At 61.9% G+C, this 26,057-nt stretch carries 22 protein-coding genes; 8 read left to right on the top strand and 14 right to left on the bottom strand.

What is annotated here, in order from left to right:
* Positions 1-19: 19 nt before the first annotated feature.
* The 5 genes from sufU to ACSEXS_RS03780 form a co-directional block, all read right to left on the bottom strand.
* The gene (sufU, locus tag ACSEXS_RS03800) at positions 20-451 is read right to left on the bottom strand and encodes a Fe-S cluster assembly sulfur transfer protein SufU (RefSeq protein WP_438431852.1); all 432 of its coding nucleotides are present in this window, start codon (positions 449-451) and stop codon (positions 20-22) included.
* Positions 438-1,664 (bottom strand): cysteine desulfurase, encoded by a 1,227-nt coding sequence (locus ACSEXS_RS03795; protein ID WP_438431851.1) that lies wholly within the window; start codon positions 1,662-1,664, stop codon positions 438-440. The genes sufU and ACSEXS_RS03795 overlap by 14 nt, the downstream gene beginning before the upstream one ends.
* The gene (gene sufD / locus ACSEXS_RS03790) at positions 1,661-2,956 is read right to left on the bottom strand and encodes a Fe-S cluster assembly protein SufD (protein ID WP_438431850.1); all 1,296 of its coding nucleotides are present in this window, start codon (positions 2,954-2,956) and stop codon (positions 1,661-1,663) included. Before sufD ends, ACSEXS_RS03795 begins: the two co-directional genes overlap by 4 nt.
* A gap of 22 nt (positions 2,957-2,978) precedes the next feature.
* Positions 2,979-3,767, bottom strand: coding sequence for a Fe-S cluster assembly ATPase SufC (gene sufC / locus ACSEXS_RS03785; RefSeq protein WP_438433076.1), 789 nt, complete (start codon positions 3,765-3,767; stop codon positions 2,979-2,981).
* Positions 3,768-3,981: 214 nt separating this feature from the next.
* Positions 3,982-4,557, bottom strand: a complete 576-nt coding sequence (locus tag ACSEXS_RS03780) for a DUF1802 family protein (protein ID WP_438431849.1) — start codon at positions 4,555-4,557, stop codon at positions 3,982-3,984.
* Positions 4,558-4,717: 160 nt separating this feature from the next.
* On the opposite strand from ACSEXS_RS03780, the gene ACSEXS_RS03775 reads away from it, so the two are divergent.
* Both ACSEXS_RS03775 and ACSEXS_RS03770 read left to right on the top strand, forming a co-directional pair.
* On the top strand, positions 4,718-4,885 hold the full coding sequence (locus ACSEXS_RS03775) for an asparagine synthase (protein ID WP_438431848.1): 168 nt from the start codon (positions 4,718-4,720) through the stop codon (positions 4,883-4,885).
* A gap of 242 nt (positions 4,886-5,127) precedes the next feature.
* Positions 5,128-6,207 carry a hypothetical protein gene (locus tag ACSEXS_RS03770; protein WP_438431847.1) on the top strand — a complete coding sequence of 360 codons (1,080 nt, stop codon included), beginning with the start codon at positions 5,128-5,130 and terminating at the stop codon, positions 6,205-6,207.
* Positions 6,208-6,313: 106 nt separating this feature from the next.
* Here the strand turns inward: ACSEXS_RS03770 and ACSEXS_RS03765 are convergent, their stop codons facing one another.
* The gene (locus ACSEXS_RS03765) at positions 6,314-7,549 is read right to left on the bottom strand and encodes an MFS transporter (RefSeq protein WP_438431846.1); all 1,236 of its coding nucleotides are present in this window, start codon (positions 7,547-7,549) and stop codon (positions 6,314-6,316) included.
* Between the two features lie 171 nt (positions 7,550-7,720).
* Positions 7,721-8,512: an SDR family oxidoreductase gene (locus tag ACSEXS_RS03760; protein WP_438431845.1), complete on the bottom strand. Its 792-nt coding sequence runs from the start codon at positions 8,510-8,512 to the stop codon at positions 7,721-7,723.
* 265 nt (positions 8,513-8,777) lie between these two features.
* On the opposite strand from ACSEXS_RS03760, the gene ACSEXS_RS03755 reads away from it, so the two are divergent.
* The 4 genes from ACSEXS_RS03755 to ACSEXS_RS03740 are packed head-to-tail and all read left to right on the top strand — an operon-like array spanning position 8,778 to position 14,578.
* Positions 8,778-10,499, top strand: a complete 1,722-nt coding sequence (locus ACSEXS_RS03755; RefSeq protein ID WP_438431844.1) for an efflux RND transporter periplasmic adaptor subunit — start codon at positions 8,778-8,780, stop codon at positions 10,497-10,499.
* Between the two features lie 33 nt (positions 10,500-10,532).
* Positions 10,533-11,249, top strand: a complete 717-nt coding sequence (locus tag ACSEXS_RS03750; RefSeq protein WP_438431843.1) for an ABC transporter ATP-binding protein — start codon at positions 10,533-10,535, stop codon at positions 11,247-11,249.
* Complete coding sequence (locus ACSEXS_RS03745; protein ID WP_438431842.1) at positions 11,246-12,424, top strand: ABC transporter permease; 1,179 nt, start codon at positions 11,246-11,248, stop codon at positions 12,422-12,424. Before ACSEXS_RS03750 ends, ACSEXS_RS03745 begins: the two co-directional genes overlap by 4 nt.
* 21 nt (positions 12,425-12,445) lie before the next feature.
* Positions 12,446-14,578, top strand: coding sequence for a hypothetical protein (locus ACSEXS_RS03740; protein WP_438431841.1), 2,133 nt, complete (start codon positions 12,446-12,448; stop codon positions 14,576-14,578).
* Between the two features lie 102 nt (positions 14,579-14,680).
* Here the strand turns inward: ACSEXS_RS03740 and ACSEXS_RS03735 are convergent, their stop codons facing one another.
* A complete protein-coding gene (locus tag ACSEXS_RS03735) occupies positions 14,681-15,472 on the bottom strand; it encodes an SDR family NAD(P)-dependent oxidoreductase (RefSeq protein ID WP_438431840.1) in 792 nt (263 codons plus the stop codon).
* 71 nt (positions 15,473-15,543) lie between these two features.
* Positions 15,544-15,846, bottom strand: a complete 303-nt coding sequence (locus ACSEXS_RS03730; RefSeq protein WP_438431839.1) for a YunC family protein — start codon at positions 15,844-15,846, stop codon at positions 15,544-15,546.
* Positions 15,847-16,041: 195 nt separating this feature from the next.
* On the opposite strand from ACSEXS_RS03730, the gene ACSEXS_RS03725 reads away from it, so the two are divergent.
* Positions 16,042-16,608 (top strand): hypothetical protein, encoded by a 567-nt coding sequence (locus ACSEXS_RS03725; RefSeq protein ID WP_438431838.1) that lies wholly within the window; start codon positions 16,042-16,044, stop codon positions 16,606-16,608.
* Between the two features lie 111 nt (positions 16,609-16,719).
* Here ACSEXS_RS03725 and ACSEXS_RS03720 read toward each other — a convergent pair whose 3' ends face one another.
* On the bottom strand, positions 16,720-21,345 hold the full coding sequence (locus ACSEXS_RS03720; RefSeq protein WP_438431837.1) for a DEAD/DEAH box helicase: 4,626 nt from the start codon (positions 21,343-21,345) through the stop codon (positions 16,720-16,722).
* A gap of 74 nt (positions 21,346-21,419) precedes the next feature.
* Positions 21,420-21,809, bottom strand: a complete 390-nt coding sequence (locus tag ACSEXS_RS03715) for a DUF423 domain-containing protein (protein ID WP_438433075.1) — start codon at positions 21,807-21,809, stop codon at positions 21,420-21,422.
* A 148-nt stretch (positions 21,810-21,957) separates the two neighbouring features.
* Between ACSEXS_RS03715 and ACSEXS_RS03710 the strand changes: the two genes are divergently transcribed.
* Positions 21,958-22,473, top strand: coding sequence for a hypothetical protein (locus ACSEXS_RS03710; RefSeq protein ID WP_438431836.1), 516 nt, complete (start codon positions 21,958-21,960; stop codon positions 22,471-22,473).
* 146 nt (positions 22,474-22,619) lie between these two features.
* Here the strand turns inward: ACSEXS_RS03710 and ACSEXS_RS03705 are convergent, their stop codons facing one another.
* The 3 genes from ACSEXS_RS03705 to ACSEXS_RS03695 form a co-directional block, all read right to left on the bottom strand.
* On the bottom strand, positions 22,620-23,207 hold the full coding sequence (locus tag ACSEXS_RS03705; RefSeq protein WP_438431835.1) for a P-loop nucleotide/nucleoside kinase family protein: 588 nt from the start codon (positions 23,205-23,207) through the stop codon (positions 22,620-22,622).
* A 67-nt stretch (positions 23,208-23,274) separates the two neighbouring features.
* A complete protein-coding gene (locus ACSEXS_RS03700; RefSeq protein ID WP_438431834.1) occupies positions 23,275-23,784 on the bottom strand; it encodes a mismatch-specific DNA-glycosylase in 510 nt (169 codons plus the stop codon).
* Entirely contained in the window at positions 23,781-26,003 is a 2,223-nt protein-coding gene (locus ACSEXS_RS03695) for a sensor domain-containing diguanylate cyclase/phosphohydrolase (RefSeq protein ID WP_438431833.1), read from the bottom strand. The genes ACSEXS_RS03700 and ACSEXS_RS03695 overlap by 4 nt, the downstream gene beginning before the upstream one ends.
* Positions 26,004-26,057 lie beyond the last annotated feature (54 nt).

Here is a 26,057-nt window from a genome sequence, read left to right as displayed (position 1 = left end):
ATTTGTTTATCTTGCTCCGTTATTCCTTGACGTCCGGCTTCTGCTCCAGGCCCTTGCGCATCGCGTTCCAGGCGAGGGTCGCGCATTTGATCCGGGCCGGGAACTTGTTGACGCCCGAGAGGGCCTCCAGATCGTCGTAGTCGAAATCGACATCCTGTCCCCGCATCATGCAGGAGAAGTTTTCCGCCATTCTTAAGGCATCCTCCATGCGTTTGCCTTTGACGGCGTCGGTCATCATCGAGGCCGAGGACAGGCTGATCGAGCAGCCCTCTCCTTGGAAGCGGGCATCCTGCACCACTCCGTCCTCCACCTTGAGCTGGAGGGTGATTCGGTCGCCGCAGGACGGGTTATTCAGATTGACCGTAACGGCGTCCCCCTCGAAGGAGCCGCGGTTGCGGGGGTTTTTATAATGATCCATGATTACTCTGCGGTACAGGTCATCCAATTCCATAGCCGAAGTACTCCTTTGTCTTGACTAATGCGGCTGCGAGGCGGTCTACGTCCTCACGGGTGTTATAGAGGTAGAAGCTGGCGCGAACCGTTGCCGTCACCTCAAGCCACCGCATCAGCGGCTGGCAGCAGTGATGGCCCGCGCGTACCGCGACCCCTTCCGCATCCAGGACAGTCGCTACGTCATGGGGATGAATATCGCCCAGGTTGAAGGTGACGAGCCCGCTCCGGTCCGTCCGTGGGCCGTAAAGCGCGATCCCTTCGATACCGGACAGCCGCTCATAGGCGTAAGCGGCCAGCTCGTGCTCGTGGCGCTGGATGTTGTCCAGGCCGATCTCGGTGAGAAAATCAATGGCCGCTCCCAGGCCGATGGCGCCCGCAATGATCGGCGTGCCCCCTTCAAAGCGCCAGGGCAGTTCCTTCCAGGTCGACTCGTACAAGCCGACGTGGTCGATCATCTCGCCGCCGAACTCGACCGGCTCCATCCGCTCCAGCAGCTCCTTCTTGCCGTAGAGACAGCCGATGCCGGTCGGAGCGCACATCTTATGGCCGGAGAACGCGTAGAAGTCGCAGTTCAACTCCTGAACGTCGACCTTCATGTGCGGCGTGCTCTGCGCCCCGTCGATCAGAATCTTGGCGCCGTTCTTGTGGGCGATGGCGGCGATTTCCTTGACCGGGTTGATCGCGGCCATGACGTTGGAGACGTACGTCACGGCGACCATCTTCGTGTTCGGCGTAATGGTCGCTTCCACGTCCTGCAGCCGCAGCGTCCCGTCGGGCTGCAGCGGGATGTATTTCAATGTGGCGCCGGTTGCCTTGGCGGCCTGCTGCCAAGGAATGAGATTGCTGTGGTGCTCCAAGGGAGTGAGGACAATCTCGTCTCCCTCGCGGCAAACCGAGCGTGCGTAGCTCGAGGCCACCAGATTGATCGCGGTCGTCGTGCCCCGGGTAAAAATGATCTCCTCGGTATGGCGGGCGTTCAGAAACGCGGCTACCTTCTCGCGAGCGCCTTCGTAAGCGTCCGTCGCCCTGGACCCCAGGGTATGGACCCCCCGGTGAACGTTGGCGTTGTCGTGTTCATAGTAAGCCCTGACCGCTTCCAGCACCGGAATCGGCTTCTGGGAGGTCGCCGCGCTGTCCAGGTAAACCAGCGGGTGGCCGTTCACTTCCTGATCCAGGATCGGGAACAACTTGCGAAGCTCGCTTGCGTTCATTGCCCCAACTTCCTTTCCACCAGCAGCCGGAACTGCTTTTCCAGCTCAGGGATGGGGATTTCGGCGACGACCGGAGCGAGGAAGCCGTAGATCACGAGCCGCTCCGCTTCTTGCTTCGTCAGACCGCGCGACATCAGATAGAAGATCTGCTCGGGGTTAACTTGCCCGACGCTCGCGGCGTGGCCGGCTTTGACGTCATCTTCGTCGATCAAGAGAATCGGGTTGGCGTCGCCTCGGGCCGTCGGGCTCAGCATAAGGACCTTCTCCGCCTGCTGGCCGTTTGCTCCGGTAGCCCCCTTCTCGATCTTGGTGATGCCGTTGATGATCGCCGTCGAGGACTCGCGCATGACCGCCCGCGTCGACATATCGGACTCCGTGGCCTTGCCGATATGGACGTTGCGGGTGGTCAGATTCATGCGCTGCTCGCCATTGCCGACGCAGATCACCTTGGCGTCGGCGGATGAGCCGCTGCCGTTCAGCCGGCTCGTCGTGTCGGAGATGGTGCCGCCGGCGTTCATCTCGCCGATGACCCACTCCACACGGGCATCCTTCGCCAGATCGGCCCGCCGGTAGGCGGCGTCGATCACCGAGGAGCCCAGGTTATGAATGCTCGCGAAGCGCACCTGCGCTCCGGCGGCCGCATAGACCTCGGCGACGGTCGGCACGACCTGCTCGCCGTCCGCCGATGCGCCTTGGTATTGTTCCACATACGAGACGGAGCTGCCTTCCTCCGCCACGATCAGCACATGCGGGACGAGCGGATTCGCCGCAGATTCGGCGGCGAACAGCGCGTACAGCGGAATGTCCACGGCGACGTTCTTGGGCACGTAGAGGAAGACCCCTCCGTTCCACAAGGCCGCGTGCAGGGCGGTCAGCCGGTGTTCGTCCGCGGCGACCGCCTTCATCAGATAAGGGCGAACCAGGGCCTCATGCTCGCGCACCGCCGTGGCCAGATCGGTGAAGATCACGCCGAGGTTCTTCCATTCGGCGGCAAGCTCCCGGTGCACCGTCGCCGAGCCCTTTTGCACGATGGCATTGGCGCGGTGTTCTTCGGAAGGGAGCAGGGCGGACAGCTCCGCCGCCGCTAAGGTTTGCTTGATATCGGCCGGAAGGCCGATGGAAGACCAGTTCCACCGGTCGATCCGGGTTTTCTCCAATCGGGGCAGCTCCAGTTCGCCTGCAAGCGCAAGGGCCTCAAGCCGCGAAGCGGTGAGCCATTCCGGCTCTCCCGCGCCGCGGGAACGGTCGGACACCGCTTGCCGGTCGACAGGAAGCAAGGTTTGGGATGTCATGGCAATTCCTCCTGTTCGACGTTTACGCGTTTTGGCCAGCCGTTTCTTCTTCCGCTTCGATTTCGATGCCCAGCTCTTCCCGAAGCCACTCGTAGCCTTCGTTCTCCAAGCGCTCGGCCAGCTCCGGACCGCCGGAACGGACGATGCGGCCCTGCATCATGACGTGCACGAAGTCGGGCTTGATGTAGTTCAGCAGCCGCTGATAGTGGGTAATAATCAGGAAGCTGCGGTCTTCGCCGCGCATGGAATTCACGCCGTCGGCCACGATGCGCAGGGCGTCGATGTCCAGGCCCGAGTCGATTTCATCCAGAATCGTGAGCCGCGGCTCCAGGAGAAGCATCTGCAGGATTTCATTGCGCTTCTTTTCCCCGCCGGAGAAGCCCTCGTTCAGATAGCGGTGAGCGAATTCAGGGTTCATTTCCAGCTCCTTCATCTTGCCTTCGAGCTGGCGGATGAACTTCATCAGCGAAATCTCGTTGCCTTCTCCGCGGCGGGCGTTGATGGCGCTGCGCAGGAAGTCGGCGTTCGTGACGCCGGGAATCTCGCTCGGATACTGCATGCCGAGGAACAGCCCGGCCCGGGCGCGCTCGTCCACGGACATCTCCAGCAGGTCCTCGCCGTCCAGGGTTACGGTTCCTTCGGTGACCTCGTATTTGGGATGGCCCATGAGCACCGAAGCCAAGGTGCTCTTGCCCGTCCCGTTCGGTCCCATAATGGCGTGAACCTCACCGTTCTTGATCGTCAGGTCCAGGCCCTTCAGAATTTCTTTATTCTCGATCTTGGCCCTCAAACCCTCAATTTGAAAATGCATCGTACCTGCCACCGGCATTCACTCCTGTCGCGAAATGTAGGGAACTATTAATCAAGGGAACGGGTTCCGCGAAGGGAACCCGTCAGCCGTACTTGTCAGCTAAGTGTTTCATTGATTATCAATGATTCTCATTGTTAATTTTATTACAGGACACCTTAAAAATCAATTCAACTTTCCTATCACCCGGCCCATTTCGAAGAAAGGGCCGTCCGGCTCAACGGGTTTCCAAGGTCAGCCGGACCTCCTCGGCCGCTTTCTTAAACCCCGCTTCGTCCAGAACGGGAATGTCCTTCCCGCCGCCGGCTTCCGCCTCGAGTCGCACCCACGATTTGCAGCCGCCGTACTGCGGCAGCACCGGCAGGCGCAGCGGCTGTTCCAGGCGGTAGACGCGCAGGAGCAGCACATGCAGCGGCTTGCTCTTCTTCCAGCGAAGCTTCTCCTCGGCGAAGGCTTCCGTCCAGATGTGAAGGTCCCGGAGCTTGTTCAGCTCCTCCTCGCTCGTCACTTCCAGATCGGCTTCGGCCACCGCCCGGTAAGCGATCTCGACGGTCTCCTCTTCCGGCTTCCAATCGGCCAGCACCTCGGACAGCAGCGGCCGGAATTCGTCCTTCAGCAGTTCTCCGCGCTGGTGCTCATAAGTCGGATACAGGTAAAACGAAGGGGTTTCCAACTGAAAGTCCCGGGTTTCCTCGGCGATGCCTCCCTTGCGCAGCAAGAGAATCTGCCGGCCTTCGGACAGGGCCCGAATGGTAACCGCCCATTCCTTCAGGGCAATCATCTGGTGCTCCATCGCTATTCCTCCCCTCGATACGTTCCTATCATTATAAGAGTGCTTAGGCCGCCGAAGCAAACCCGCAAGCCGGGTTTACGGAAAGCGGCTTGAATAAACCAACGTTTGCGGGAGAACCTAAGCGTGCTCGACCAAACCAACGAATGGAGAGTGGTTCCCGATGCGCGAGGGATTAATCCCGGCCATATTGGGCACGGCGGTCACCGCAACGGGCGCGCTTCTGCGTCCCAAATATCCGATGGTTGGTACGGCGGTCCTTGGCTTCGGAGCGGCCCATGTCGTTCTGGGGGCAATCGACCTGGTAGAGCACCGCAGGAGCATGTCGTAACCAACGCCGGTCGGCAGTGGTGCTAGACAAGCCTTCGGGGCGGCCTTCGCCGCCCTCCTGTTTATTTTCCGGCTTTTTCTTTCGAACCTTCCTTTCCTACTCTCTCTCCGCTCCTGCCCCCGCTGCTCCTTTTCCCGAATGCCATACAAAAAACGTCCTTTTCCTCATGCCAAAACTGTGGTAGTTTGGAAGGATCAGGGTAAAGAAAACCTGAGGGGCAAACCATCAAAAGGAGTGGAGTCATGAGCAAACGGAAAAAATGGACGCTGATCGGGACCGCCTTCGTCCTGATGCTGTCCCTGACCGCCTGCGGCCAGAACAAATCGGCCTACGAGACCTTAAAGCAGGGTTCGGCCAAGCTCGCGGAAGCCGAGTCGTTCGATTACGCCGGTTCCATCGCTTTCAAAACCGATGCCCTACCGAGCGGCACCGACGCGGCGACGGCGCAGGCCCAACTGCTGAGCAACCTGGAGCTGGCATTCAGCGGAGCTTCCTATGCCAAGAAGGAGCAGGCCACCTTAAACCTCGTTCTGAGCCTCAAAGGCGACGCATCCTTCTCCGTCAACGTTCCGATCGTCGTGGACAAGGAAGGACTCTACGTCAAAATCCCGAGCATCCCGATGTTCCCTCTGCCGGAGACGGTGACGGGCAAATACCTGCATCTCACGAAAGCAGAGCTGGAGCAGCTCTCCGACGAATCCGCCCAGCCGACTCCCAAGCCCGATCCGGCCAAAGAAAAGCAGCTCAACAAGGAGCTGGAAGCGGCCCTCGCCAAGCAGTTTAAAGAAGACGATAACCTGATCAAAGTCAGCGTGAAAAAATCCAGCGCCGAGGTTCCATCCCACGTCAAGCAGGTCGTCGAGTACAGCATCACGAATGAAAACTTCCCGACGCTCGTGGAGAAGCTCGTCAAAGGCCTCATTCCCGATATTCTGACGATTCTGAGCAAGCCGGAATACAAGGAAATGACCAATATTCCGACCGATACGCTCGCCAACTACCAGAAGTCGCTCGACAGCTTTACCACCGAGGAGTTGAAAAAGCAGCTTACCGTGAACGAAGCCTACTCGCAATTCGGCATCGACGGAGCGGGGTACCTGTCTTACCTCCGCGACAAGTTCGATTTTACGGCTACCGACGAAACGAGCGGCAAGTCGAATGCCTCGATCGACCTCACGTTCGACGCCACCAACATCAACAAGGCCAAGGGCCAGGTCGTCATTCCGAAAGCGGAGGAAACGATCAGCATGACCGAGCTGCAGGAGCAGTTCGGCACCTCCTTCAGCGGTTTGGGATCGACCGAAGACCCGGGCACCCCCTGAAGCGATACGGCTAGCTATCATGAAAAAAACCGTCTTCCCTCGCGTTCCCCATCTGGGGTGCGCGCCGGGAAGGCGGTTTTCTATTATGCAGCCTGGAGCGACGGGTTCAGCGAAGCGCCTTGCGGGCCAAGGTCCACACCAGCGTCATCAGCACCGCGCCGAGAATGAGGGCAACGCCGTACGTCTGCAGCCAGGCCGGACTGCCCTTCAGTTCCTCGAAGACCCAGCCGCCGACAATCGGGCCGATGAAGCCGGCGATGCCGGTAATGGCGGAATAGACGGCGATGAACATCGGCCGCTCGCTCTTCGGAGTGTCGCCGATGATGAAATTGAATACGAGTTGGTTGAAGCCCCCGACGCCGAAGCCGATCAGGACGTGAACGAGCATGAGGACGGGCAAGACGGGCAGCACGGAGAGCAGTCCCCAGCTCAGGCAGCTGGCTGCGATGATCGGCAGCGTCCAGAACAGCAGTTGCTTGTTGGAATAGCGGGCGTTAAGCTGCCCCCAGATATAGAAGCTTGCGACCATTGCCAGCGTTTGGATAATGGTCATGGCGGACACCCGCCCCTGGGACAAGCCGAGGTTGTTCAGCATGATGAACGCATAGAGCGGTACAACCATCCCCTGAAGAAGCAGCCAAGCGCTTAGGAAGATGCTCGCCCGCATAAACGAACGATCTTGCAGCGGCAGACGAAGCATCGAGGCGAGCCCGGTTTTGGTCGATTTCTCCAAGGGCAGATTCGGATAGGTCGTAAACATGAGAATATTGAGGCTCATCATGACCAGGATGATGACGAACAAGACGTGATAACCTTGTCCTCCCGGATAGCGGTCCAGGATCTGACCGCCGGCAAACAGCGTTACGCTGCCGATCGCGTTGAGCAGCATGTTGCGAAATCCCATGTATCTCGCCCGGACCTGAGGCAGCACCATATCGCCCACCAGCGAGGTCCACATCATGCCGGAGGTCGCGTTCGCGATGAAGGCCAAGGTATAGAGAGCCAGGTAGATCGGAAGCCACAGCTCCCGCGGAAAGAAGAACGGAATGAAGCCGGTCGCCGTCCAGCACAGCCGGTGCAGCGAAGCGAGCGTGACAAAGCCCCATTTGCGGTGGAGCTTGTGGCTCACCGAGGCAAACGGAATTTGCAGGACATTGGCGAGGGTCGGAATGGCGAGAACCAGGCCGATCTGGCTGGAGGACGCTCCGAGGTACATCAGGTAGCCGGTCAGGAACTGACCGCCGATCAAGGTCCCGAACACGGTAGCCGGAATGCCCTCCGCGGTCAGGATGTTCAGGTAGCGGCGATTCTCCGAGTCTTTCTTGGCTAGTGGAGATCTCATACGGGCGGGAATCGGAAAAATGGACGCTCTACTCCTTCATGTGGGTTGCCTTCATGATACCATACGCTCCCTCCGCCTACGAGCAGGTAAAGTGGCCGGAATACATGGAGAAAAGGCCGAATCCGCTAGCCTTCGGATCGGCCTTTTCCATATGCTGCAAGCTCCGGAATATCAGCCGTGCAGCAGAGATTCGGCGCCATCGATATAAACCGCGGTACCGGTGATATGAGACGATTCTTCGGAGGCGAGAAACAACACGAGGTCTGCCACCTGCTCGGGAGAGCCGGGCCCTTCCTCAAGCGGCTGGGCGCCCTCCGGATACTGGACCGGAATCTCGATCTCTTTGAGTGCCGGGTCCTTCTTCGTATTCTGGTCGATATTGGTCTGAATCGCGCCGGGACAGATTGCATTGACGCGAATCTTGTAGCGGGCGAGCTCCAGTGCAGCCATCTGCATGAAGGCCACCTGTCCGGCCTTGCTGGTGCTGTAGGCGGAGGCTCCGAACATGCTGAAGGCGCGGTTGCCGTTGATCGAACTGGTGATGGCAATGCTGCCTCCCCGCTTCTTCAAATGGGGAATCGCATACTTCACGCTAAGAAAAGTCCCCTTCAGGTTGGTGGTGATCGTATTGTCCCATTCGTCCGGGGTTAAATCCTCAATCGGCGCCAGCTTTCCGTTGATGCCCGCGTTGGCAAAGACAAAATCCAAGCCTCCGTACTTCGCCACCGCCTGCTTGATGCCGTCCTCCACCCGCTTGGGATCGGACACATCCACATCCACGACGAAGGCTTCTCCTCCGGCAGCGCGAATTTCCCGCTCCGCCTCCGCCGCCCGCTTCTCGCCGAGGTCCATGATGCACACCTTCGCTCCATGCCGCGCGAGCAGAACCGCTGCAGCCCGGCCGATGCCGGAACCGCCGCCGGTTACCACCGCTACCTTGCCTTCCATTCTTCGAGCGCTCATCGCTTAGGCACATCCTTTCCGCGACCCTGTTGATCCCCTTCCGGCTTTCTTTTGTTCCGTCTATATAGAAGCCTGTACCGCACAAGGGCCGTCACCAACATTGTAACCAGAGCCGGAGCCAAGCAAACAAAATCGGCGGTTTTTACGGGCCGAAGCAAATTTTATGTTCCATTAAGCTTCCCTTAAGCCTGGCCTCATTTGGTTTTCAGTTCCTCCCTTTACAGTGAAGACGTCATGCTAGGGCAGAAGAGAGGAGATTGGATTCATGCGGCGCGGATACAAATGGTTGGCTTTCACCCTGGTGCTGGTCCTGATCGTGGCCGGCAGTATTTTTTACCTGAAGGCTCCGGCGAAAGGAGTGGCGGAGGCGGCGGAAAGCACGGTCCAAGCCACGAAAGGGGCCATTCGCTTTACCGTTTCGGGAACGTCGCAGCTTGCGGCGAAGAACGTACAAACCATCAGCGCTCCGGCGGATGGGATGATTCAGACCATGAACCTGGTCAAAGGCAAGGAAGTCAAAAAAGGCGACGTCCTGTTCGTCCTGTCCGACCCTTCCCTGTCGCTGTCGCTTAAGGAAAGCGAGGAGAGCCTCGCCCAGATGCAGAAGGAGCTCGCCAAGCTGGAGGCGCAGACCGGGCATATGCGGATTTCCGCCCCGGCAGGCGGAATCCTGACGCTGGCGAATAACGTTGAGCTGGGCTCGAACGTCCAGCAGTCCTCGAAGATCGGAACGATTGCGGACAATTCCGTCTTCACCGCAACCCTTCCGTTTGCGGCCGAGGAAGCGGCCGATCTGCGCAAGGGAGATGCGGTCGATGTGGCGGTCGAGAACTTCGCCCTGACCAAAACCGGAACGATCGCCGCCATCGATTCCACCCTGTACGCGGATGCGGCGGGCAACCGGATCATCAAGGCGACCGTCCGCGTACCGAACGACGGCTCGCTTTCCGCCGGTCTCAACGTGACGGCCTCCGTGGAGAAAAACGGAACGACCCGGACCTCGACGGACAAGGGACCGCTGGAATACCTGTCGGTGGTTCCGGTCATGAGCCAAGCGTCCGGCACCATCGGCGAACTGGAGGTCAAATCCGGCAGCACGGTGAAGGCCGGCCAGACCCTGGCGGTGCTTGCCAACGATTCCATTGCCGACGACATTCAGTCCAAGGAGTCGGCGCTCGACCGGCAGCAGCTTCAGGTCGACAACAACCGCAGCAAGGTGGACGCCTTGACCGTGAAGGCTCCCTTCGACGGCGTCTTTTCCACCGACTTCGCCGACAGCAAAGCCAATGTGCTTGCCAACTACCCGGTCGGCGCCCAGATCGCCTCCGGGACCCAGCTCGGGGCCGTCTCCAGCCAATCGGTCATGCAGCTGGTCATCCAGGTGGACGAGCTGGACCTGCCCGATATCAAGCTGAACCAGAAGGCGACCATCAGCGTGGATGCATTGCCGAGCCTGAAGCTGGAAGGGACCGTCAGCCAAGTCTCCAGCGTGGGCACGACTTCAAACGGAGTTACCACCTACGACGTCGTGCTCGATATCGCGAATCCCGGAGACGGACAGCTGAAGAGCGGCATGACGGCGACGGCGGAGATCCTCATTCAGGAGAAGCAGGATATTCTCGTTCTGCCGAGCAACGCGTTGAAGTCCTACCGGGGCAAGCACTACGTCACGCTCAAAAAGGCGGACGGCACCACCGAGGAGCAGCATGAAGTCACCGTCGGCATCCGCAGCGAAACCAGCGTCGAAATCACCGACGGCCTGTCCGTTGGCGATACCGTCGTCATTCCCGACGCGGAAAAGACCTCTACTCTCACGGAGCAGGAGATCGGCCAGATGCGGCAGATGTTCCAGAACGGGGCCGCGAATTTCGGCGGCAGCTCCGGCGGAGGGTTCGGCGGCGGCGGGATGCCGGGCGGCGGAGGCTTTACCGGCGGCGGTTCAGGCGGAGGCATGGGCGGAGGAACCGGCTCCCGAGGCGGCAACTGATGGGCGATTCCGGCGGAAAGGAGCGCGGAGGCATTGGCAATCATTGAGTTAAACGAGATTAACAAGACCTATTATCAAGGCGAAGAAGAGCTGCAAATCCTGAAGGGCATCTCCCTAAGCGTGGAGCCCGGCGATTTCGTCGCCATCGTCGGGCCGAGCGGCTCCGGCAAATCGACGCTGATGAATACGATCGGCCTGTTGGACGCCCCCACCTCAGGCGCATATATTCTCGACGGCGTGGACACCGGCTCGCTGACGGATAACCAGATGGCGGAGGTCCGCAACCGCAAGATCGGCTTTATCTTTCAGCAATTCAACCTGCTGCCGCGGCTGACGGCTCTGGAGAATGTGGAACTGCCGCTGATTTATGCCGGGCACGACAAGAAATACCGGCGCGAGCAGGCGGCTTCCCTGCTCGCCAAGCTCGGCATGGAGAAGCACATCCATCACCGGCCCAGCCAACTGTCCGGCGGCCAGCAGCAGCGGGTGGCCATCGCCCGGGCGCTCGCCGTATCGCCGTCGCTGATCCTCGCCGACGAGCCGACCGGCGCGCTCGATTCCCGCACCGGGCACGAGGTGCTCGAGCTTATCTGGGAGCTCAATGCCCAAGGCAATACCATCGTCATGATCACGCATGACTCGGGAATTGCCGCAACGGCACGGCGCACGGTCTCGCTGCGCGACGGCGAGATCGTCGACGACATTCGGCAGACCGCGATTCCGTATCGCAGCGGGGAGGTGGTCTCATGAAGGCCTGGGAGCTGATCGTCATGGCCTTCCGCACGATCGTCGGCAACCCGATGCGGACCTTCCTGACCATGCTCGGGGTCATCATCGGCGTCAGCTCGGTGCTGACGCTGGTCTCGCTCGGCCGCGGCACCTCGGAGGCCATCGAGAAGCAATACGAGAGCCTCGGCACCAACCTGCTGGTAGTGAACGTCATGGGCAACGGCCGGGCCCAACAGCTCGATTACAAGGAGCTGATGGACATCGAGCAGTTCCCCGAATTCGGCACGATCGCGCCGACGGTGACCAAGTCGGACGCGAACCTGAAATACGACCATACCTCGGAATCCTATTCGCTGATCGGCACGAACGACCGGTACCTCAACATCATCAAGACCCAAGTCGAGAAAGGACGTTTTCTCTCGCCGGCCGATCAGGATTTCCGCAATCACGTGGTCGTCCTCGGCTCCGAGGTCGCCAAAGAGTTCTTCGGCACGTCCGATCCCGTGGACGAGGTCATCAACATCGACGGCTTCAATTACACCGTCGTCGGCCAGCTCAAGGCCCAGGGCTCGAATATCAGCGGTACCTCGGCGGACAGCGCCGTCTTCGTGCCGCTGGAGACCGCCCGCCGCGATTTCAAGCTGGGCAGCATCCGCACGACGTATATCGAAGCTGCCACGAAGGATGACGTGTCCAAGGCGCAGGAGACCATCGAGCAGTACTTGACCTATAAATTCAAAAGCTCGAGCGGCTACCGCGTGATGAATTCGGACCAGCTGATCACCGCCCGCGTCGCCGCCTCCAGTACGCTGACGAGGCAACTGGTCAGCATCGCCTTCATCTCGCTCATCGTCGGCGGGATCGGCATCATGAACATCATGCTGGTCACCGTCTCGGAGCGGACCCGGGAGATCGGGATACGCAAATCCATTGGCGCCAAGCGCCGCAACATCCTCTTCCAGTTCCTGGTGGAGGCAGGCGTCATCAGCGGACTGGGCGGGTTGATCGGCCTCCTCGTCGGCGTCGCGCTGTCGCTCTTGTGGCCGGTGTTCAATCCCGAGCAGACGACCAGCCTGTCGCTCGACATGGGCCTTTACGCCTTCGTCTTTTCCGTCCTGGTCGGCGTGATTTTCGGGCTCTATCCCGCCAATAAAGCGTCCCGGCTCCGGCCGATCGACGCCCTTCGCACCGAATGAACCCTGAAGGAGGCTACTGAAGTGTCTGAAGTGTCCAACCGGCTCACCCGCAGGCTGTCAACCTGCCTCATGCTCGTCCTCTCCCTCGCCCTCGTCCTGAGCCCGATTTCCCTGACGAAGGCGGAAGCGGCGGGAACCTCTGTCAGAAACGGCCCGCTGACTTTTACCATCGACAGCGCCGTCCTGTCCGCCGAGACGAATGCGACCACCCTGCAATTTCAGCTCAAGGCGGTTAACTCCGGCAAGTCCGCTGTCCGCCTGAGCGATTACGGAGTCCGTGTGGTTCGGACCGGCAGCGGCTCCATCTCCGCCAAGCTGCTGACGAAGCTGAACGCCCGGCTGGACGCCGGCAAGTCGGCGGCGAGCCGCTACGCCGCGACCGTTCCCGCCGGAAGCAAACTCACGGACTACAAGATTGTCGTGTTCAAGTGGAATTCCGGCGGCAACCGTTATATGACCGACCTCGGCCAAGTCTCCGCCGCCCAGGCGGCCGCGGCCCAGACAGCTTCGGCTGTCGTCGCCCTGTCGCAAGCCGATTCCGCTTATGCGTCTTCACTCAGCGTGCAGTGGAAATCGGCCCGAACCTACCGCGTGGTGCAGGACGGCCTCGTCTATCTGTACGCCGACCTGTGGCTCACCAACAAGAGCGCTTCCCAGGTGACCCTGCCCACTGCGCTCGCTTACCGGCTCAAGGCTGCGCCCGGCGCCGATGAAGCTTACGCGGCAGAAATCCTGGCAGGGCTGGACAAGGCGCTGCAGCCGAACGAGACGCGGAAAGTCACCCTCCGCGCCGCAGTCCCGGCAGCCACGGCATCCGCCAAGGGCTGGGTCCTCCAGCTCTATGCCGCCGCGCAGAACGTTCCCATGATTCTCGGTACGGTATCCGTGGGGGACACCGAAGCCGTAGCCGCCATCGGCGGCTCGCAAAGCTATCTGGCCGCGGCTCCGACCTCGCCGCTGGCCTATTCGGTGACCCGAACGACGCTGACCTCCCGAACGGACGGCATCCTCTATGTCAGCACCGTTACCCTGCGCAATACGGGCAGCGCTTCGGCAGCCGTGACCGAAGTCAGCGCCGTCTACCAATACCAAGGTCTCGGCGCCACGGAAGCGAAGATCGATACGGGTTCGCATCCAACCTACCTCGCCGCCGGAGCCTCGGCGAGCTATACCTTTAGCGCCGTGCTTCCGTCAGATGTAGAGGCCGCCGATGTCCGGTTGATCCTCCGGGAGAGCAAGGCCGTCAAGGCGGCGGCAACGGGAACGGGTGCCGACAATTCCGCCGGGCTTACTCTGCCCGTCTCCATCACCGGGCTGGCAGCCGCCGCTCCGCCTGCCGACGCGTATGCCGCCGCCGCTCCGTACAAGCCCGGAGCCGCCCTGAAGCTCCAGCAAGGGACGCTTTCGTCGGACCTGTCCGTATCGCTCCTGGAGCTGAAGGAATACCGGAATCCCGACACCGGCTATCGGACGGCCGTCGGCAAGTTCAAGCTGACGAACAACGGAACGGCGGAGCTCGCGCTGCCCGCCATCGGCAACGAGCTGATCGGCGAGAAAGGCGGCGCCTATCCGGGAACGCGGCAAAGCACGTCCGTCCAGACGATTCTGCCGGGAACGAGCTTCATCACCGCTTATTCTTATGTGCTGCCCGACAGCGAAACGGCTTCGGCTTTCGCGCTGAACGTCTATGACAGCGTATCGGCGGCAGGCGATAAAGTCTCGCTCGGCTCGTTCCGGGTGCAAGTGGAGAACGATTCGGCGGATACGTCTTATCCCTACGCCATGAATCTCTATCCGTACCAATTGAAGGTGCTCGATCCTTATTACCTGACCTGGAATTACGACACCGGCGCAAGCAGCTATACCGGACAGGTCAAGATCGACGTCTCCTCCATGCGGACGGACAACGTGAACGTAGAGTCCGGCTTTACGGGTGTTCAGTTCGACCTGGTCAACCGAACCAGCGGCAAAACGCTCGGCTCCGTCAGCTACGGCTTCGCGGGAACAAATAAATTGAAGGACGGTCAGGTCACGCTGAAATACAGCGGCGTCGACGGCGATCAGATCGGCCTTAACGCCGTTCGAATCTACGAAACCATCCCGACGCCGAACGGAACCGTCCGCCGGCTCCTGATGGAGATTCCGGCCTCTTAAGCCGGACAATGCCTGGAAAAGAACAGCAACCGCCTTTCCCCGGGGAAAGGCGGTTGTTGTATGTCCGGCCGAGGAAACGACGGCATCGAACGGCTATCGGAGTTACTTGCGGATTACCCGATCCTGAATCCGGTAGACCATCCCTGCCAGGACGGTGGCGGGCAGCACGCGGCTCAGCCCCACGGCCAGCTTGTTGCCGAAGCCGGGCACGGTCACCGCTTTGCCGCGGAGGAAGCCCTCGTACCCGATCCGCGCCGCTCTGTCGGCGGGCATGGCGCCGGGCTGGTCCCGCTTGCCGGCCCTCGCGGAGAACTCCGTCCGCGTGGCTCCCGGACAGAATGCGCACACCTCGATGCCGTCCGCGGCCAGCTCGCTCCGCAGAGCCAGCGTCAAGGACAGCACGTACGCCTTGGTGGCATAATAGACGGCCGTGAGCGGGCCCGGCTGATAGCTGCCCGTGGACGCGACATTGAGAATCCGGCCGCCTCCCCGGCTTCGCATGCCCGGGATGGCTTCCTTGATGAGCCGAGTCGGCGCGTGCATGTTGAGCTGCATGACGGCTTCGTCGTCGGCCCAGGGAATGCCCGAGAACGGGCCGACCTTTCCGGCTCCGGCATTGTTGACGAGGATGTCAAGAGCAAGGCCGAGCCGGCCGAGCTCCGCCAGAATCCGTTCGGGAGCCTCCGGGTCGGACAAATCGGCCGCGACGACATGAACCTCGGCGCCCGAAGCGGCCCGCAGCTCGTCCGCCAGCGCTTCAAGCGCCTCCCGGCTGCGGGCGGTCAGCACCAGCCGGCAGCCGTCCCGGGCAAAGAGCCGGGCGAATTCCCGCCCGATGCCGGAGGAGGCTCCGGTGACGAGTACGGTCTGACCGTGAATCGAATCCGATTTCATGGTTCCTCCTATGTAGGCGCGGCCGCCGCGGCGGCCGCGCGGGTTTGATTTGTCGGACAAGCGCTGAAGCGCTACAGCATCTTCGCTACAGCATCGCGTCCGATCATTCCGGGAACAATCCCCTGCCGCTCGGCTTCCCGCGTAACGGATTCCAAAGGGGCGGCAAGCAGCTCCTCGAGCGTCCGAACGCCGACCGCTCTTCCCGCCAGAATCCCCCGGTCCGCCAGCCGCTCGTTCAACAGGCCGACATCAAGCGCTCCGCACATGATATAGCCCCGATCCGTGGCAACGGCGATCAGGGTAGTCTTCGGCAGCTTGACCTCGATTCCGAGTGCCATCCGGTTCCCTACCGGGACCGGTACCATCGTAATCATACGATGCGCCTCCTTTCGATGAGCATACCTCACCATATGAACGGTCGAGCGCCTTCGTATAGGTAACCGCTGAGAGCACGGAAATCGCCGCTCCTTTCCGAAATAGGACGAAAGGATCAGGAATTCCTTTGTTTCGGCAATTCATCCATGCTATAGTAGGGTTACACTAGGCGGAGGGTTGGGCGAAAAAACAGCATGGACAAAGCAAGAAATGAAAAAAAGAAGTTCCTGTTCACTGTCGACATTCTCATGGAAGGCTACAACAACGGCATCGCCCTCGAAAACCTGCTCCATCTTCTCAATCAAGACAAGATTCTCGATTACGACATTCGCAAGGGCCTCTCACTGGGGGAACAGGTGGCGTCTGCTCTAAAGCAGCCGTCCCGGGAAATTCCCGTTCCGCCGAAAGCTTCTTCCCGGACGACCGGCAAGCCGGATAAAGAAAAGGAAGATGCAGGCGCCCCATCGAGCGGCCAACCGGCAAGAACTGCCGAATCCCCGAAGACCGCCCCTTCCGGCAAATCGGAAAGCGGAGCGGCTCGCAGCAACGCTGGACCCGGACTCATTCAGTTGGTTGAGAAGTACAAGGCTAGCAACGCGCTGGTGCGGCTGACCGTCTTGAAGGGAAAAGGCATTCGGCTGAGCCTGCCTTGCCGGGTCCTGAATTTTGATCCGGATACCGACACCCTGACGGTCTACCATGTCGATGAGAAAAAGGTGTATCAGTTCCGCATGACGGAAGTCGAAGATTTTAGCGTTTGATGGATGCCTTTGACGCTGTGTTCTCGGCCATGCGCCTCCACCCGCGATTCTTGAGCGGGCGGAGGCTTTTTGTTGTTTCCTTGCGGCGACGTATCCGCTGCGGGAACGGATTCAGGGTGCGATAGAGGCCAGAGCACTAGGCCAAAAGACCAAAACCTCGCGATCCCGCTCCGCCCCGAGGGACCCGAACAGCTCGGCCTCGGAGCTCAGCCGCACCGGTTCGCCGTTCCAGCGGTCGACGGTGACTTTCTTCAAGCGGGCTCCCTTTAGGATGGCCTTCAGGGCGAAGACCAGACTGGACCGCCGCAGACGGGGATCGGTCGAGAGCCCCATGTCGGCAAGCCGCTTTGCGTTGTTCTCCAGCCAGAGCTCCCAGACCGTTCCGCGCAGCAGCAGGTAGTTGGACGGCTTCCGGGAGAAGGAAGCCCCCTCCCGTTCCGGCCAGGGCAGCAGGACGCCGTACGGATTGGCCGGGTCCGCCGCCGACAGGAGAGCGAAGCCGCCGCCTCCGGCCAGTGGCTGATAGGAGCGAAGGGCGTCGACGGTCTCCTTGGCGGCATACTGCATGACGGGAATACCCGATACGAAGAAGCCGCGGGTGAGCAGCCCCCAATCCTCGAGTTGCCTGAGAACGCCGTACAACCGCTCCCAGGGGTACGGAGAATACTCGGAGACGAGATTGCGGGTCAAGATGCCGAATTGATCGAGCAAATGCCGAACCCAGGCGGCCGCCGAACGGTCCTCGGCTTCCCGCCGCTCCCGTTCCCCTCCCGCTCCGGCCGGAGTGGCGGACGGGAAGGAGCCGGTGGCGTACCAGCGGCCCAGGCCGGATTGGAAGCCCGTCCGGCCGCCCTTGCTCTTGGCCGCCGTCCCGCCGGAGAGCGCGAGACGCAGCGGGGCAAACTGGTCGTTGGCCGCACGGCCCTCCCAGACCAGTTCAAGCAGCCGCGCCAGCATGGCGGACGGCACTTCTCCGAAATCGCGGGCGATTTGGGCGAGGAAGCAAGCCCCCTTTGTCTTAAGATACGCCAGCAGCTCCGGCTGCGAGGAATCTCCCGCAGACGGAAGGCAAGGGGCGAGCAAGTCGGTCGATTCGGCCAGGAAGAAGGCGATTTTCCCTTCCTTCTCGCCTTCTTCCCGCCTGCCGATCCAGACGACATCCCCGGCCGCGCAGAGCAGATCGAGATCCTCCTTGCGGTAACCGGGCAGCCGCGAGGGAAACAGATACGATTCGTAATGGGAGACGGGCAGGAACAAGCCCTGTACCCCGGCGATGATCCGGCGCAGCGCATCCGGCCCCGTTTCCTCCGGGAGAGACGCCCGTTCGCCGACGGACAGGCCGCCGGCGAGCCCCTGCCGACCGGCCAGGTATGCGGCGTAGCGCGCCGGCTCCACCGGCTCGGCCTGCTTGCGGTATTCCAAGAGGGAGAAGCGCACCACCCGCTCGGCCACCTTGGCGCTGGTCCAGAGTCCCGTTTCGCCCGGTTCCGCGAACGGAGCGGCTTCTACCCGTTTCTGCTCTTTCCCCTCTTCGATCCACTCGCGGCAGCGGGCCAGCGGCAGAGCGTAGCGGACGGCCATGTCTTCCGCCGTGAAGGACAGGCGGTGCTCGGTGTACCGGCGCAAGATGAAGGTCACGGATTCCGGGCTCTCGGGAAATGCCGCGTACAGCCCGGCTTCGTCGGAGCAGATCCAGCGCTCTTCGCCCGCGAACCGCACGGACGCGACGCGGCCTGCCGCGAGTAAGGCCGCGAGCAGTTCTCCCGCCTCGGCTCCGGCGGCTCGGCTCCATTCCGCAGGACTGTGATCGCCGCGCTCCTTCAGGAGGCGGTAGGCTTGGTCCGGCGTCAACGCTTCCTGCGGCCGTCCGGTAAGCCGTTGCTCCTCCCGGTCCAGCACCGCCGGGGAGATCGCCCGGCGGGCGCTGTCCTCGCCGAACAGCTCCGCGGCCAGCTCCCGGCTCACGCCGAGCACTTGGCGCTGAAGGTCGCGGCTGACGGTATCGGATTCGTAGAAATTCTCCATGACGTATTCGCGGACGAACTCCGTGCCGAAGGGAGAAGGGAAGTTCGTGTCCCGGTAGACCACTTCGATCCGCCCGGCGGATACCTCGTCCAGCATCCGCTTGACCTCCGGCACCGACAGCGACTCGGTCATCGCTTCCTCCAGCGCTTCCCGCACATACGGAAAGCGCTCGGTGTATGGCAGGGCATCGCGCAGCAGCTCCTCGCCGCGCATGCGCTGCTTCCAGGCCGGGACGCGCGTATACCCCCGCGTCAGCAGCAGCGACACCTCGGCGATCCGCCGGAAATGGCTGCCGAACAGCGGAGAGCCGGGCAGGGCTCCGAGCAGCAGCTGCTCCAGCCGCTTGGCGTCGACCCGGGCAATCGCCTCCAGGTAAGCGGGGCTCCATTCCGGGAAGACGAATTCGATACCGCCGTCGCGGACGCCGGCATAGAATTTCTCTGCCACGACCTTCTCCAGCTCCGCCTTCAGGGCGAGCTGCCAGGTCAGGTTGAACCGGCGGCCGAACAGGCTGTGGATGATCAAGTGGTGACGGCCGACGTCGTCGGTATAGTGCTCCATGACGAGCCGCCGGTCGGTCGGCACCGCACAGCTCTCGCGCTGGGCCTTGACCAGCCCGATCAAGGCGAGCGAGGCCGGCTCGTCGAGCTTGTATTCATCCTTCAGCCATTCCTGAACCGGCTCCGGGCGGCTCAGGTCGCGAAGCGCCATTGCCTCCAGGAAGCGTCCGACCTCGCGGCCGAGCTCAAAGCTGCGGCTGACCGGCTGAGCCCGCCAGAACGGAATTTCGCTGAAGCGGTTGGCCGCCTCCGTCACGTAGATCCGGTCCGGCCGGATTTCGCGGATCGTCCAGGAGGACGCTCCCAGCTGGAACACGTCGCCGACGCGGGATTCGTGGATGTATTCCTCGTCGAGCTCCCCCACGTGCACCCGGCTCTCGGCGTGGTGCACGGGAAAGCCGCTCGTCGGCGGGATGGTGCCCGCCCCCAGCACGGCGGCCATGGACGAACCGGGGCGCTTGCGCATGACGCCGCTCTCCCGGTCCCATTCGAGCAGCGGGCGGGCGAACGGAAACAGCCCGCCCAACACCTCCAGGGCGGCGGTCAGCTTCGCAAGCGGCAGCCCGCGGAAGCTGTCGCTGCGGGCCAGCACGGCGGCCAGCCGGTCCAGCGGCCAGTCGTCGGTGGCCGCCATGGCGACGAGCTGCTGGGAGAGGACATCGAGGCTGCCCCGCGGAACGCGGATCGGCTCGATGTCCCGGGCCGCCGTGGCCCGCGCCAGCACGGCGGCCTCCGGCAGCTCGCCGCGGCCGCGGGCGACGAGCGCTCCGCGGCTGACGCCGCCGACGGCGTGCCCGGCCCGGCCGAACCGCTGGATCGCGGCGGCGGCCGACTTGGGCGAGTCGATCTGCAGGACCAGATCGACCGCGCCGACGTCGATGCCGAGCTCCAGCGTCGAGGTGGCGACCAGGCAGCGGAGCTCGCCCGCCTTGAGCTGCCGCTCCACCTCGAGCCGCTTCTCGCGGGAGACGCTGCCGTGGTGGGAGCGGGCGATCTCCGCGCCTGCATGCTCGTTCAACCGGAGCGTCAGCCGCTCGCACAGCCGCCGGTTGTTGGCGAAGATGAGGCAGGTCGCCGATCCCTCCATGAGCAGGAAGAGCTTGTCGAGCAGCGGCTGCCAGATGCGTTCCTCGCCGCGCCCCTTGCCCGCGCGCTCGGCAAGAGTTACGAGCAGCGACAGCGAGCGCTCCATCGGACTCTCGACGATCGTCACCGGCCGCGGCCGGTATGCCGCGCCAAGAATGTCAGCGGCATCCGGAGCGTCCATTTGCACAGTTTCCTGCGCCGATTCTTCAGTCTCGACAGCCTTGACAGCCCCCGCGCCCGGTTCTTCCGCTTCCCTCACTGCTTCCGAGCCCGGTTCTTCCGCTCCCCTCACTGCCCCCGCGCCCGGCTCTGCCGCTTCCCTCGCCTTTTCCGGGCCCGCCCCTTCCGCTTCTGGGCCGGTTCCTCCCGCTTCAGCGCCAAGCCTCCCTGCTTCAACCGCCGTAGCCGCCGGCTCCCAGCCGCCGAGAAACCGCGCCATTCGCTCGATCGGCTTCTGCGTCGCGGAGACGCCGATGCGCTGAAGCCTCCGGCCGCACCATTCCTCCAGCCGCTCCAGCGATACGGTGAGGTGCATGCCGCGCTTGTCGGCAGCCAGGTCGTGGATCTCGTCGACGATCACCTGATTCACGGTGCGCAGGATGGTCCTCGCCTTCTCGGAGGTCAGCAGAATATAGAGCGACTCCGGCGTCGTTACCAGGAGATCGGGCGGCCGTCTCAGCATCGAGGCGCGGGTGCTCTGCGAGGTATCCCCGGTGCGCACTCCGACCGTCAACTCGGGCCAGGGCTCGCCCATCGCTTCCGCCGTCTCCGCCATCTCCTTCAGGAATCCCTCGAGATGGTGGTGGATGTCGTTGTTGAGCGCCTTGAGCGGCGTCACATAGAGCACCCGGACGCCGCGGACATGCCGCTCTCCGTCCGCCAACTTATTCACAGCCAGCCGGTCCAGGCACGGCAGCACCGCCGCCAGGGTCTTCCCCGACCCGGTCGGAGCCGCGATCAGCGTGTTGTCTCCTCTAACCAGCGCAGGCCAAGCCCGCCGCTGAACATCCGTCGCTTCTCCGATCCGCCGGCGGAACCATTCCTCCGTCACCGGATGAAAGCTCATAGTTTCCCTCTCCGTCACGAGCCCGCTCTCCCATCTGCTTGAGAATCCGCTTGCATTCCCGACTTCGTCCGAGGCTATTTGCGCTGCGGTCGAGGCTCCTTCCAGGCCGCCAGACCCAGCATGGCCCAGCCCACGAGAAAAGCGACCCCGCCGAGCGGAGTGATGGCGCCCAGCCACTTGATTCCCGTCACGGCGAGCAGATAGAGGCTGCCCGAGAACAGAATGACTCCGATCAGCAGACACCAGCCCGCCGCGTTCACCCGTTTTCGGTCGGCAAGCCGGTCGGCCGCCAGTCCCAAGAGAACCAAGCCGAGTGCATGAACCAGATGATAATGAACCCCGGTGTTGTAAACGGCAAGCATGTCCTCGGAGATTTGATCCTTCAAGCCGTGAGCCCCGAAAGCGCCCAAGGCTACCCCGAGAAACGCCAGCAGGCTCCCCCAAACGATAAACCGTCGCATGATGCGCGCCCCTCTCTTTTTTTCTCCATGATAGCATACGCCGGCAGCCATTCCCAAAAGGTCGGAAGAAAACCGTTTCCTCCCCGCTGGAAAAACAGTAAGATAGAATCAAGCAAGTCCGAATTCGACCATTTCTCTCAGGGGTGAACGCATGGATAACCAAAACGACGACATGATTCCCGAATGGCAAGCCAAAAAAGAGGAAAAGCCGGCCTCGCCGATCCAACCGGCAGAACCGGTTTACGGCGGCATGTCGCCTCTCCAGGAAGGATCAGAAGCTCCTCAAGGGCCTCGGCCTCATTCCGGTCTCGGCATCGCTTCCTTCATTATGGGGCTGATCGGCGTCCTGCTCTCCATCGGCTCCTACGCTCTCATTTTTTCCGTGATCCTGAACAACCGGGATACCTTCACGGATGCGAAAACCGCGGAGGCGCTGTTTGATTCCAACTCGGACCTCATGGTCACGATCGGCATGGGCGGGCTGGGCATCCTGGCGGCCGGGGTCATCATGTTCGTCGGCTTCATTCTCGGCATCGTCGGCCTGGTGCAGAAGAACCGCAAGAAGGGCTTCGCGATCACCGGAACGATTCTGAATGGAATCTTCGTCGCCATCGCCGTCCTGATCGTGATCCTCGGTTTGGTCCGCTACGCATCGGGCAACGTGTAACCCCCGGCGGGGATCGCATCGGGCCCAACCGCCTAACCCAAAAACGGGCTCCTGTTCGCCATACGGCGTCGGGGCCCGTTTTCATTTCCTTTGGAATAGCCGCCCTGCGGCGGGAGTATGGCGTCCGTTGCGTAATTCTCTTACGGCTACAGACCGAGGAACGCCCGGAGCGGCGCCAGCTTTTCCTCGGTTAGCCCGCCGCTGTTGTCGTAGACGTAACGCGACTGGTCGTCAAGCCGCCAGTTGATCTCCGGTATGAACCGAATGTTGCTCCAATACTCGTCCCAATGCTCCAGCTTCCACTCGTCGCGGGTCGCTTTCCTCGCCAGAATCCGCTCCTTCTGCTCGGCGGAATCGGAGAGGATGACGATCACGACTTTCACGTCTACCTCGTCGCGGGTTTTCCCCGCCTTCGCGATCAGCTCCTCGATCCACTCCCGGTTCCGCAGCTCTTGGGTGAAGGGAGAGATCATGAACACGTTCTGGCCGAGCTTCAGGTTGTCCACGCACACATCTTCCGTCGTCTTGTACTCCAGATCGCGCAGGTTCTTCTTGTAGAAGTCCGAATCGCGGTCATCCGGGTCCAAGCCCTCGGCGACGAGCAGCGCTTCGACGAAGCGCCCGCCCACCGTATCGCGGTCGAGAAACACGACCGGCGCACCGGCGGCCAGCCGAGCGGCGACCGTCGTCTTTCCCGTGCCGGCAACGCCAACGAAAAACACCAGCTTCTGCATACCTTATTCCCCTCTCGATAGACGTCCGTACAACCTTTTATCAGTATAGCGGATTTGCCGGTCCAAGTTAAACCCCGGCCAAGTAGTCCGCGAGCCGCCGGTAGATGGCGACGATCTCGGGCAGCGGCATCCGCACGAGTCCGCTGGAGGAAGGAGCCACGAACTCCTCCATGCCGTCGACGACCGGCTCCGGTTGGAAGCCCCAATCGGCCGAACGGTTGCGGCTGTATTCGCCGTACACGCCCTTTCCCACGAAGCAGGCGACCCTCGGCCGGTAAACCGTAAGCTTGCCGCGCAGAAGCTCGCGCCCCTCCCGGTACTCGTCCGGCGCAATGTCTTCGACGCCGCGCGTCGGCCGCGCGACGATGTTGGTAAACCCGTAGCCCAGCTTAAGCAGCTCGCCGTCCTCGGCCGGACGATAAAGCCGGGGGGTAAGCCCCGCTTCATGCAGAATCCGCCAGAACCGGTTGCGCGGGTTGCCGTAATGATGCCCCACCTCCGCCGAGATGGGGCTCGGGTTAAACCCGATGAACACGACCGACAGTCCGTGTTCCAGATGATCGGGAACGCCTGTCATGTCTCCCGTCCTCCCTCCGTTAAAGTGGGCTCCCTCCGCTTTAGAATTACCCGCTCGATGAACACTTCCACCAGCCCGGCATCGAACTGCTTGCCGGCCTGGGCGCGAAGCTCGACGGCCGCTTCCTCTGCCGTGCGCGGCCGCCGGAAGGTCCGGTAGCTGGTCATGGCGTCGAAGGCGTCCGCGATCGCCAGAATCCGGGAAGGCAGCGGGATATCGTCGCCCATCAGGCCACGGGGATATCCCTGACCATCCACCCGCTCGTGATGGCAGAGCACATAATCGGCCAGATGCATGAAATCCTTGCTGGATTTCAGAATCTGATAGCCCGTCTCCACGTGGCGGTTCATGTCCTTGCGTTCCTCCAAGGTCAGCCCGGTTGCCTTCAGCAGCATGGACTCATCCAGCACGACCTTGCCGATGTCGTGCAGAAGGCCGAGCACCGTCAGCTCGCTTTCCTTCTCCTCGCCGAGCTCAAGGGCTTGGGCCATGTCGCGGCACAGCTCGCTGACCTTGAGGCTGTGCTCCTCCTCCATGTAGCTCTTGCCATACAAGGCATCGGTCATCTGCCGGATGGTCCGGCTGCGGATGCTGTCTGCCTCGAGCAGCTTCCGCCGGTACATCCGGTTCTCGGCCTCCAGGAACACCTCGCCGATCTCGCGGCCGGGCTGTTCCTTGACCGCACAGCCGAACGAGACCGAGAGCGGCAGGCTTCCCGCCGCATCCTCCCGGAGGGCCCTCTGGATGCGCCGAATTAAACCCTCCGCCGCCGAGCGCCCCGTTTGCGGCAGCAGCAGGACGAATTCGTCTCCGCCCAGGCGGGCGATGATCTCGTCTTCACGGCAGGTGTCCCGCAGGACCCGGGCGATGCGGATCAAGAGCTCGTCCCCCGCCTGACGGCCGAAGACGTCGTTCGTCAGCTTCAGCCCGTTGACATCCGCCAGCACCAGGGCAAGCGGGAGGTTGCGAAGCGTGTCCAGCCGCACCGTTTCCTCCTCGTAAAACCGCCGGTTATACAGGCCGGTCAACTCGTCATGGCAGCTCAGGTACAAGGCCCGCTCCTCGGCTTGCTTTCGCTCGTCAATGACCCGGCTGACGCCGATGATTTCGATTTCATGACGGTCGTTATAACGGTACTTGGTGGAAGCTTCGACCCAGACGACGCGGCCGTCCTTGGCGAGATTCGGCATCTCGGTCAAAAAGGAATAGGGCATGTCAAAATTCCGCTCGATGAATTTATGGACCCGGTATTCGGCGAGGCTTTCCCACTGCCGAAGGAACGGCTCCGGCAGCAACTCATCCAGGCTGAGAACGAGCGCTTCGTCCTGGGTATAGCCGAGAGTCTCTTCCACCGCCGGGCTGACATAAATAAAGCGGTTACGATTGAAATTATAGACCCAGATCATATCCGAGGCATACTCGGTAATGAGCTGACAGGTCTCCTGGCTCTTACGCAGCGCGACCTCCATCTGCTTGCGTAAAGCGACATCGTAATGGATGGACAGGATGCAGGACTCCCCCCGGTAAGAGGTCAAGTGAGCGAAGCACATGACCCTCAGCAGCATCCCGGTGCGCGATTGCACCGTTGCTTCGTAATCGCGGACGGTCCCGTCCCGGAAGATTTGCTCCAGCCAGCGCTTGCGGTCCTCGGGGTCCACCCAATAATCGGCCGCGTTGCCTGTGGGGGCGCTTCGGTCCGACTCGCCGAAGAGCTCTGCGGCCTTCGGATTAAGGTAGAGCAAGGTGCCGTCCAACCGGGCAACCATCAGGGATATCGGCAGCTCGTCAAACACGCGCCGGAGGTGGCTCCTGTGCGCCTTGAGAGCTTCCGCCGCCTCTTCGCATTGGCGGGCCGAGCGCTTCTCTCCGCTGATATCGAGAAAATAGGCCCCCACTTGGTCGGGACGCGGAGAAAACAGCCGGATGCGTACCCATCGGTTCCCGGGAGACAAGAGCCGTTCCAGATCGCGCGTCCCGCCCTGGACCGCCATCTCCAAGCACAGGTCTGCATCCAGCAGCCCGTCCGGCAGAAGCTGCGCCGTCTCGCGCAGGGATCGCCCCAACAGGCGCTTGCCTGCGAGGCCGGCCAACTCGCAGAACGCCGGGTTCGCCTCCCGGAAGAGGAGGTCGAGTGGTTTATCGCTTTCACCGGGAACCACTTCCAACCAAACAAAGCCCATAGGCGAGTGGGTGAGCCATTCGGCCGCTACTGGGTTCATCGAGCTTATCCTTCCTGTCGGCAGAAGTCTGGGCTTCTGTACCTATTGGTTTAG

The organism is Gorillibacterium terrae (assembly GCF_051594785.1).
In the GTDB taxonomy this organism is placed as follows: Bacteria; Bacillota; Bacilli; order Paenibacillales; family NBRC-103111; genus Gorillibacterium.
This window is presented reverse-complemented; position numbering and strand designations above follow the sequence as displayed.

Excerpts from the sequence above, each read along its gene's own strand:
- sufU (WP_438431852.1), bottom strand. The coding sequence starts at position 451 with ATGGAATTGGATGACCTGTACCGCAGAGTAATCATGGATCATTATAAA.
- ACSEXS_RS03795 (WP_438431851.1), bottom strand. The coding sequence starts at position 1,664 with ATGAACGCAAGCGAGCTTCGCAAGTTGTTCCCGATCCTGGATCAGGAA.
- sufD (WP_438431850.1), bottom strand. The coding sequence starts at position 2,956 with ATGACATCCCAAACCTTGCTTCCTGTCGACCGGCAAGCGGTGTCCGAC.
- sufC (WP_438433076.1), bottom strand. The coding sequence starts at position 3,767 with ATGCATTTTCAAATTGAGGGTTTGAGGGCCAAGATCGAGAATAAAGAA.
- ACSEXS_RS03780 (WP_438431849.1), bottom strand. The coding sequence starts at position 4,557 with ATGGAGCACCAGATGATTGCCCTGAAGGAATGGGCGGTTACCATTCGG.
- ACSEXS_RS03775 (WP_438431848.1), top strand. The coding sequence starts at position 4,718 with ATGCGCGAGGGATTAATCCCGGCCATATTGGGCACGGCGGTCACCGCA.
- ACSEXS_RS03770 (WP_438431847.1), top strand. The coding sequence starts at position 5,128 with ATGAGCAAACGGAAAAAATGGACGCTGATCGGGACCGCCTTCGTCCTG.
- ACSEXS_RS03765 (WP_438431846.1), bottom strand. The coding sequence starts at position 7,549 with ATGAGATCTCCACTAGCCAAGAAAGACTCGGAGAATCGCCGCTACCTG.
- ACSEXS_RS03760 (WP_438431845.1), bottom strand. The coding sequence starts at position 8,512 with ATGAGCGCTCGAAGAATGGAAGGCAAGGTAGCGGTGGTAACCGGCGGC.
- ACSEXS_RS03755 (WP_438431844.1), top strand. The coding sequence starts at position 8,778 with ATGCGGCGCGGATACAAATGGTTGGCTTTCACCCTGGTGCTGGTCCTG.
- ACSEXS_RS03745 (WP_438431842.1), top strand. The coding sequence starts at position 11,246 with ATGAAGGCCTGGGAGCTGATCGTCATGGCCTTCCGCACGATCGTCGGC.
- ACSEXS_RS03735 (WP_438431840.1), bottom strand. The coding sequence starts at position 15,472 with ATGAAATCGGATTCGATTCACGGTCAGACCGTACTCGTCACCGGAGCC.
- ACSEXS_RS03730 (WP_438431839.1), bottom strand. The coding sequence starts at position 15,846 with ATGATTACGATGGTACCGGTCCCGGTAGGGAACCGGATGGCACTCGGA.
- ACSEXS_RS03725 (WP_438431838.1), top strand. The coding sequence starts at position 16,042 with ATGGACAAAGCAAGAAATGAAAAAAAGAAGTTCCTGTTCACTGTCGAC.
- ACSEXS_RS03720 (WP_438431837.1), bottom strand. The coding sequence starts at position 21,345 with ATGAGCTTTCATCCGGTGACGGAGGAATGGTTCCGCCGGCGGATCGGA.
- ACSEXS_RS03710 (WP_438431836.1), top strand. The coding sequence starts at position 21,958 with ATGGATAACCAAAACGACGACATGATTCCCGAATGGCAAGCCAAAAAA.
- ACSEXS_RS03705 (WP_438431835.1), bottom strand. The coding sequence starts at position 23,207 with ATGCAGAAGCTGGTGTTTTTCGTTGGCGTTGCCGGCACGGGAAAGACG.
- ACSEXS_RS03700 (WP_438431834.1), bottom strand. The coding sequence starts at position 23,784 with ATGACAGGCGTTCCCGATCATCTGGAACACGGACTGTCGGTCGTGTTC.
- ACSEXS_RS03695 (WP_438431833.1), bottom strand. The coding sequence starts at position 26,003 with ATGAACCCAGTAGCGGCCGAATGGCTCACCCACTCGCCTATGGGCTTT.